Raw genomic sequence first — 6,575 nt, forward strand, 5'->3', positions numbered from 1 at the left:
TTCGCCGCAGCAGGCCAGCACCACGACGCCGACCGGCCGCTGTTCGGCGACGAGAGGGATGACAGTGATCGAGCCGGGGCGGAACTGCGCCAGCGGGGTCGAGAAGGCGACCCACTCGAACCCGTCGCGCGACGGTGACGCGCAGATGACCTCGCCGCGCGACACCGCCCGCTGTGCGAGCCCCTGCGAAGCGTCGAGCTCGTCGGGAACTCCCGATCCCGCGTCGACTCCGAAGGAGCCGAACAGCCGGAGCTTCTGTCCCGTGTCGCCGTAGAGCACGCCGCCACGCGCGCCCGTGATGTCCGCAAGCGCGTCCAGGATGTCCCGCGAGACAACATCCAGGGCGACAGACTGCGAGAGCCTCGCCAGGAGCCTCCTGGTCGTGCTCTCGACGCCGATCCTGCGGCCGATCGCCTCGGTCATGTGGTTGAACGAGGCTGTCGCGTCGCCGATGAGGTCGCTGCTCGTGACGCTGAGCTTGCACTGCTCGAGCGTGTCGCTCCCCGTGTCCATGGCGGCGCGGACCTCGGCGTTGACGTGCCGCATCCCCGACACGAGCAGCGCGAGCTGTCTCGAGACGACCATCTTGAAGATGAGGAAGTTGCCGGCGCCGACGATGAGGCCCGACGCCACCGAGAGGGCGAAGAACCGGTAGCTCATCGCGGCCGGCGAGTGCAGCTGGGCGCTGGCGAAGGGCGGAAACAGCAGCCCGACCACCGTCCCGAAGGCCAGCATGGAGAACAGGAGTTCCTTGAGAACGCTCCGCGGCGGGCGGTCTCCGGCCGTCCGACGCGGATCGAGCGATGTTCCCATAGCACCCCCTCGTGAAGTGCCCTAGCGGGAGTGTGGTTACAAGAAGCGTGCCAGAGGGGCGGGAGGATGGGTCGCCGGTGGCGCCATGGACGCCGGCGACAGGCGGGACAGGGCGGGGCTACGTTTTCCGCTCCTTCTTCCGTGCCGCGGGAAAGAGGACGTTGTTGAGGATGAGCCTGTAGCCCGGTGAGCTCTTGTGGAGAGCGAGAATGGTCGGCGGGTCGCCGACCATGTGGCGGTAGTCCTCGGGATCGTGGCCGCCGAGGAAGGTGAACGTCCCGCGCCCTACGTTCCCGTGGATGTACTTGACCTCGTCGGTGCCCGGGTAGTCCCCGAGCACGGTGACGTAGCTCTTCACGAGGCTCCTGCGCAAGCTCGTCGTCTGCCCCATGAACCCGCGCACGACGTTCACGTGGCACTGCGTGAGCATCGTCGGCACGGGGTCGATCTTCGCCGCGAACTCGAACAGCGTGAAGAAGTCGGTCTCCTCCGGGCGGTTCCGAACGTCCTCCGTCATGTCGATGTCGGAGAACTCGTACACGTTGGGACTGGTGATGATCGTGAAGTTCTCGAACGCCACGCACCGTGAGAAACCCAGCTTCTCCTGCGCGCGCGGGTCGGGAGGGGTCCCGTCGAACGCCGCGTCGCAGATGTCCACGCCGGCCGCGGCAAGCGCGATGTCGAAGCTGTCGGTCGCCGAGCACATCGAGAACAGGAACCCGCCGCGGACGACGTACTCCCTGATCGTGGCCGCGCTCGCCTTCTTCTGCTCGGACACCGACGCGAAGCCCTGCTCCGCTGCGAGTCGCTCATAGTGGGCCTTCTGCTCTCGGTACCACTCCGCGTTCGCGAACGCCGCGTGGAACTTCCCGTACTGCCCCGTGAAGTCCTCGTGGTGAAGGTGCAGCCAGTCGTACTCGGCGAGCCGGCCGGTCTGCACCTCGCGGTCCCACACGACCGTGTATGGGATCTCCGCGTACTCGAGCGCGAGCATCACGGCGTCGTCCCACGGTTCGACCACGTCGGGGGCGTAGACCGCGACCGCCGGCGCCTTCTCGAGGAGCACCACCTCCATGTTCTCCTGCTCGACCGTCGCGTAGAGCGCGGCGAGCGGCGCGCCGTCGATGTCCTCCCTGCGCACGCCGCGGAAGGTGCACTCCTCGATGACGTCGCGGCCGCCGTCGAGCACGAGGAAGGACCCGCCGCGGTAGTTGAGAAGCCACTCGACGCGGTAGCCCTTCTCGAGCGCCCAGTACGCGGCGCCGTAGGCCTTGAGGTGGTCGCTCTGCGTGAGGTCCATGGGGATGAGGTGCGCCCCCGACGCGGGGACGGCGGCGAGCAGGAGCGCTCCCGCGGCCAGGGCGAGCGGCACGGCCCGCGCAGCAACAGCGCGCCCCGCTGCCCCGCCGTCAGCGCGCCCCGTCCGCTCCCCGCCGGTCCGCCCGCCTCCAATCACCTTCTCATCCCTCCGGGAGAGCCCGCCGCAGCTCGTCGAGCTTCCGTCGCGCCTCCCCCGAGAGGAAGTTCGCGGGAAGCTCCTCGAGGATGCCGCGGTACGACGCCATGGCCTCCGCGCTCCGTCCCGCGGCCGCGAGGATGTCCCCGCGCCGCATCATGGCGTGCGCGCGCGCCGCGAGCGACGCCGACCCCTCGAGCACCGCCGCGTATGCCGCAAGCGCACGGTCGGCGTCGCGGTCGGCCTCCGCGGCCCTGGCGAGAAGCAGGAGCCCCTCGGTGGCGGCCGACCCGGCCGCGCTCGCGGAGGCGAGCGCGGCCACCGCGGCGCGCGCGCCCTCCCGGTCGCCCCGCCGCAGCGCCACGTGCGCCGAGACCAAGAGCCTGAGCGGCTCCTCGTCCCCCGTTTCGTCCGCGTCCGAGAGCACGAGCATGAGGCGGAGCGCGTCGTTCACGAGCGGTCCGGAGACGTCCATCGTGACGAGCGCGCGGAAGCCGTCGAGCGCGGCGGCCGTGTCGAGCGCGAGGAACGCCGCGTACGCGCCGGCGTACATCGCGCGACCCCGAACGGCCGCTTCTGCCGCCCCGCCCGCCAGCGCCGCGGCCCTCGCCCGCGCGCCGTCGACGTCGCCGAGCGCGAGCGCGGCGTCGATCGCGACAAGCTCTGCTTCCTCCCTGCTCCGCCGCAGCCGCGGCGCGGCCGGGATCCGCCCGACGGTCTCGAGCGCGCCGGCGGGGTCGTCGAGCGTGTAGAGCTCGATCCTCGCCGCCTCGAGGAGCGCGTCCCCGGCGGCCGGATGGTCGGCCGACGCCTCGGCCACCGCCCGGAGCTCCGCCACGGCGCCCTCCGGGTCGCCCGAGGCCGCGCGGAGGAGCGCCGCCTTCGTCCCGGCGGTCGCCGCCTGCGCGGAGCCCGGCGCCCGCTCGACGACCGACAGGTACGCGCGCCGCGCCTCGGCCGGCCTGCCCTCGTCCTCGAGGATCCCGGCGAACTCGAGGAGCGCCTCCCCCTTCGCGCCGTGGAGTCCGTCGGCCCGCGTGTACGCCGCGAGCGCGTCGTCGTGCCGCCCGAACGCGAGGAGCACGCTCCCCGCGAACGCGAGCGCCGCAGGCGACGAGCCCTCCGCCTTCGCGATGCCCGTCACCCGTCGCTCGATGCGGTCCCGCGGCGCGCCGAGCTCGATCATGAGCTCGACGTTGTTGACCGCCCACTGCGCCATCGCCGGATGCTCCTCCACGGCGAGCAGGCACTCGTCGATCGCTTCATCGAACCGCCTGAGCGCCGTGTACACCTGGGCAAGCTCCTCCGCGAACATCGTGGGCGACGAGAGCCGCGTCCGGCCCTCGCGATAGGTCACCTCCGCGTGCTCGTACATGCGGTACTGCATCTCGAGCGACCCGACGTCGTAGTACCGGTCCGCGTCGGCCCGCACGCTCGCGGCGCCCGCGATCCACGTCTCGTGCGCGAGCGCGCGCTCCCCGATCCTCGCGTACGCCTCCCCCAGCTCCCGCCTCGCCTGGTCGTCGGACGGGATGCGCCGAAGCCGCTCCGCAAGAAGCGGAACGACGCGCTCGCGGTCCATCCCGCTCGCGGTGTAGGCGCGGACGAGCCCCCAGAGCACGCGCGGGTCGTCGGGCATCCGCTCGTACAGGGCCTCGAAGAGGGTCACGGCCGCGGCGTTGTCCCCCATGATGAGCGCGTTCCGCGCCGCGCCGATCTCGCGCTCGTCAACGGTCGGCTCACCGACCGTTCGGGCCGCCGACGGACCGTGCGTCGTGAGGATCGCCGCGACGAGCGCGGCCGCCGCAAGACGGTTCATCGCCCTTCGCTCCCGCCGCGCGCGTCCTGCGACAGCCCCTCGAAGTACGCGCGGATGAGGTCCCTGTACTCGCCGGGGTAGGCGCGCTCCATCGCCCTGAGGAGGTCCTCGCGAAGCCGCTGCGTCGCCCGGGTCGCGTCGTCCGGCAGCGCGCCCGGCCTTTCGCGCGCGTACTCCTCGCCGGGCCGAGACAGGCGCTCGCGGGTGTACTCGCGCCGCCGAAGCGAGCGCTGCGCGTCGAGGAGCCGCGAGAGGATCCGCTTCTGGCGGTCCACCGTCTGCTGCGAGGCGCCGGTCTTCTCCATCTCCGCGAGCGCCTTCGCCATCTCGTCCGCGGTGTCGTCGAGCCTGCCGAGGATCTCGCGGCGGTCCCCGAACTCCCTCGCGAGCCTCCTGGCGTCCTCGAGGAGCCGCTCCTGCGCGGCCATCATGTCGGCGAGCTGCCGGCTTGCCTGGGGACCCATGCCGAGCTCCTGCGTCTGCCGCTCGAGAAGCCGCGTGAGGTCGTTGAGCGACGACTGCCGCTCCGCCATCGACTGAAGCTGCTGCATGAGCTCCTCGAGCGCGCTTCCGCCGGACGACGGCGAGCTCTGCTGGCTCGTGGTGAGCAGATCGACGATGAGCGCGTTCACCTGGCCGAGGGCGTCGCGGGCCTCCTTCCTGCCGGGCGTGGAACCCCCGTCCGCGATCCGCGACGCCGCGCGCAGCATCGCCGCCTGCGCGAGCCCGATCCTGCGATGCACGCCGGCGTCGATGACGAACGACTCCTTCGACACCGTGAACAGGCGCTGCGCCGTGGCGGTCAGCGCCTCCGCGAGGTCCGTCTGCTTCGCCACGAGCTCGACGAGCGCTCCGCGCGGGATGCGCTCGCGCGTCTCGACGGCCTTCAGGATCTTCCCCTGCTCGGCCGACACGCCGAGGAGCTCGTCCACCGCCCGGAGCGTGGCCTCGCGGTCCCGCTGCCTCAGGCTGCAGGCCGCGCCTCCCTGACACGCCGACGCGCGCGTGAAGAGCGTCTTGAGATCGTTCGCGGCGGACTGACACGCCCCGGCCGCCTCGGACGGCTTCGACTCCGCGAGCTTCGCCCGCCCGCGCTCCATCTTCTCGAGCGTGCCCGCCTGCCTCGTCTCCTCCGCCGCCGCGCGCATGTCGGACGCCGTGGACCGGTCCAGCGGCTCCATGCTCTCGGCGGCCTTCTCGAGGTCCGCGAGGAGCTTCTCGGCCTCCTCCTTGAGCGACGCCTGCTCGGCGGCCAGCGCGTCGCACGGTTCGCCGTCGCGGCGCTGCGAGGCCTCCTCCGCGACGCGCCCCTCGCGCTCCGCGAGGTCCTGCGCCCGGTTCGCGACGTCCGCGAGCTCCTGCTCGGCCTTGACGCGACGGAGGAGGTTCAGCGTCTGTTCGAGGCGCCGCAGGTAGTCTTCCTGCGTGAGCGTCATCTGCTCCATCGCGGCGGCGAGCTGCTGCGGCTTGATGTCGCCCATCGCCTGGCGGATGCGCTCGAGGAGCTCGCGCATCTCGTCCGTGGCGACCTCCTCGAGGAGATCGGCGATCTCCCTCGTCTTCTCGAGCGCGTCGAGCGTGACGCGGTCGCTCTCGCTCATGTCGGCGGTCAGCTCGTCGAGGCGGTCCACGATGGCGGTCGCGTCGTCAACGACCTTCTCCTGCCTCTGGAGCGCCGCCTCGATCCGTTCCTCCTTCTGCCAGTCGAGGGTGGGGTTGCTTCTCATCTCCTCCTTGAGGCTCTCGAACTGCTCGCGCACGTCCTCCTGCTCGCCGAGGACCTCCTCGAGGTCGTCCGCGATCGCGTCCTGCTCCTCCCTCACCCTGCTGTACAGCTCGGCCACGCTCGGAAGCCGCACGAGGTAGCTCTCGCTGCGCGCCGTCTTCGGCCCGGTCACCGCGTCGTTGTCGGTGACCGCGGCGTAGTAGATGAGCACCGAGCCGGGCACCGCGCCGGTGTCTCTGAGGTCCCACAGAACGCGGCCGGCGAGCTCGCGCGGCGCCCGCGGGCCGGGCTCGGCCAGAGCGAGCGTCCCCTCGGTCGTGCCCCCCTGGACGGCGTAGTGCAGGGCGAGCCTCCCGATGCCGTAGTCGTCCACGGCCGACGCCGCGACGGGCAGCAGCATGTCGGCGGGCGCCACGCGGTCCTCGCCCGGCTCGACGATCCGCACGAGCGGGTGCTCGTCGCGCACGGCGACGATCGACCAGGCGGCGGGGTCGGGGTTGGTCAGCCCGTCGCGGTCGGTCATCTCGATGGCGTAGGTCGTGCTCCCCGTCACGGTCAGCGTCGTCCGAAGCGCCTGTCCCCCCGCGCGCTCGAAGGCCTGCCGCACGCCGCCGGCGAACGCGAGGTCGGCGCGTGCGACAGGCTTGCTGGGCGTGACGGTGATCGTGACGTTCGTGCCGACGAGGGCCGTGATGTCGCCGCTGTTCTCGTCTACGGTGCGCGGCACGAGGCCGCTGTAGCGCGGGAACTCGTAGTCCAGC

The 6,575-nt window shown here is 71.8% G+C and carries 4 protein-coding genes; all 4 read right to left on the reverse strand.

Going from position 1 to position 6,575, the window contains the following annotated elements; genetic code table 11:
• A partial coding sequence (locus FJY74_09075; GenBank protein MBM3308465.1) for a GAF domain-containing protein occupies window positions 1–813 on the reverse strand: 813 nt, incomplete at its 3' end.
• A gap of 118 nt (window positions 814–931) precedes the next feature.
• Window positions 932–2,113 carry an asparagine synthetase B gene (locus FJY74_09080; GenBank protein MBM3308466.1) on the reverse strand — a complete coding sequence of 394 codons (1,182 nt, stop codon included), beginning with the start codon at window positions 2,111–2,113 and terminating at the stop codon, window positions 932–934.
• A 160-nt stretch (window positions 2,114–2,273) separates the two neighbouring features.
• Window positions 2,274–4,088, reverse strand: a complete 1,815-nt coding sequence (locus tag FJY74_09085) for a tetratricopeptide repeat protein (GenBank protein ID MBM3308467.1) — start codon at window positions 4,086–4,088, stop codon at window positions 2,274–2,276.
• The coding region (locus FJY74_09090) for a hypothetical protein (protein ID MBM3308468.1) at window positions 4,085–6,575 on the reverse strand (2,491 nt) is incomplete at its 5' end. The genes FJY74_09090 and FJY74_09085, both read right to left, overlap by 4 nt.

Source organism: Candidatus Effluviviaceae Genus I sp. (assembly GCA_016867725.1).
Taxonomy (GTDB): Bacteria; Joyebacterota; Joyebacteria; order Joyebacterales; family Joyebacteraceae; genus VGIX01.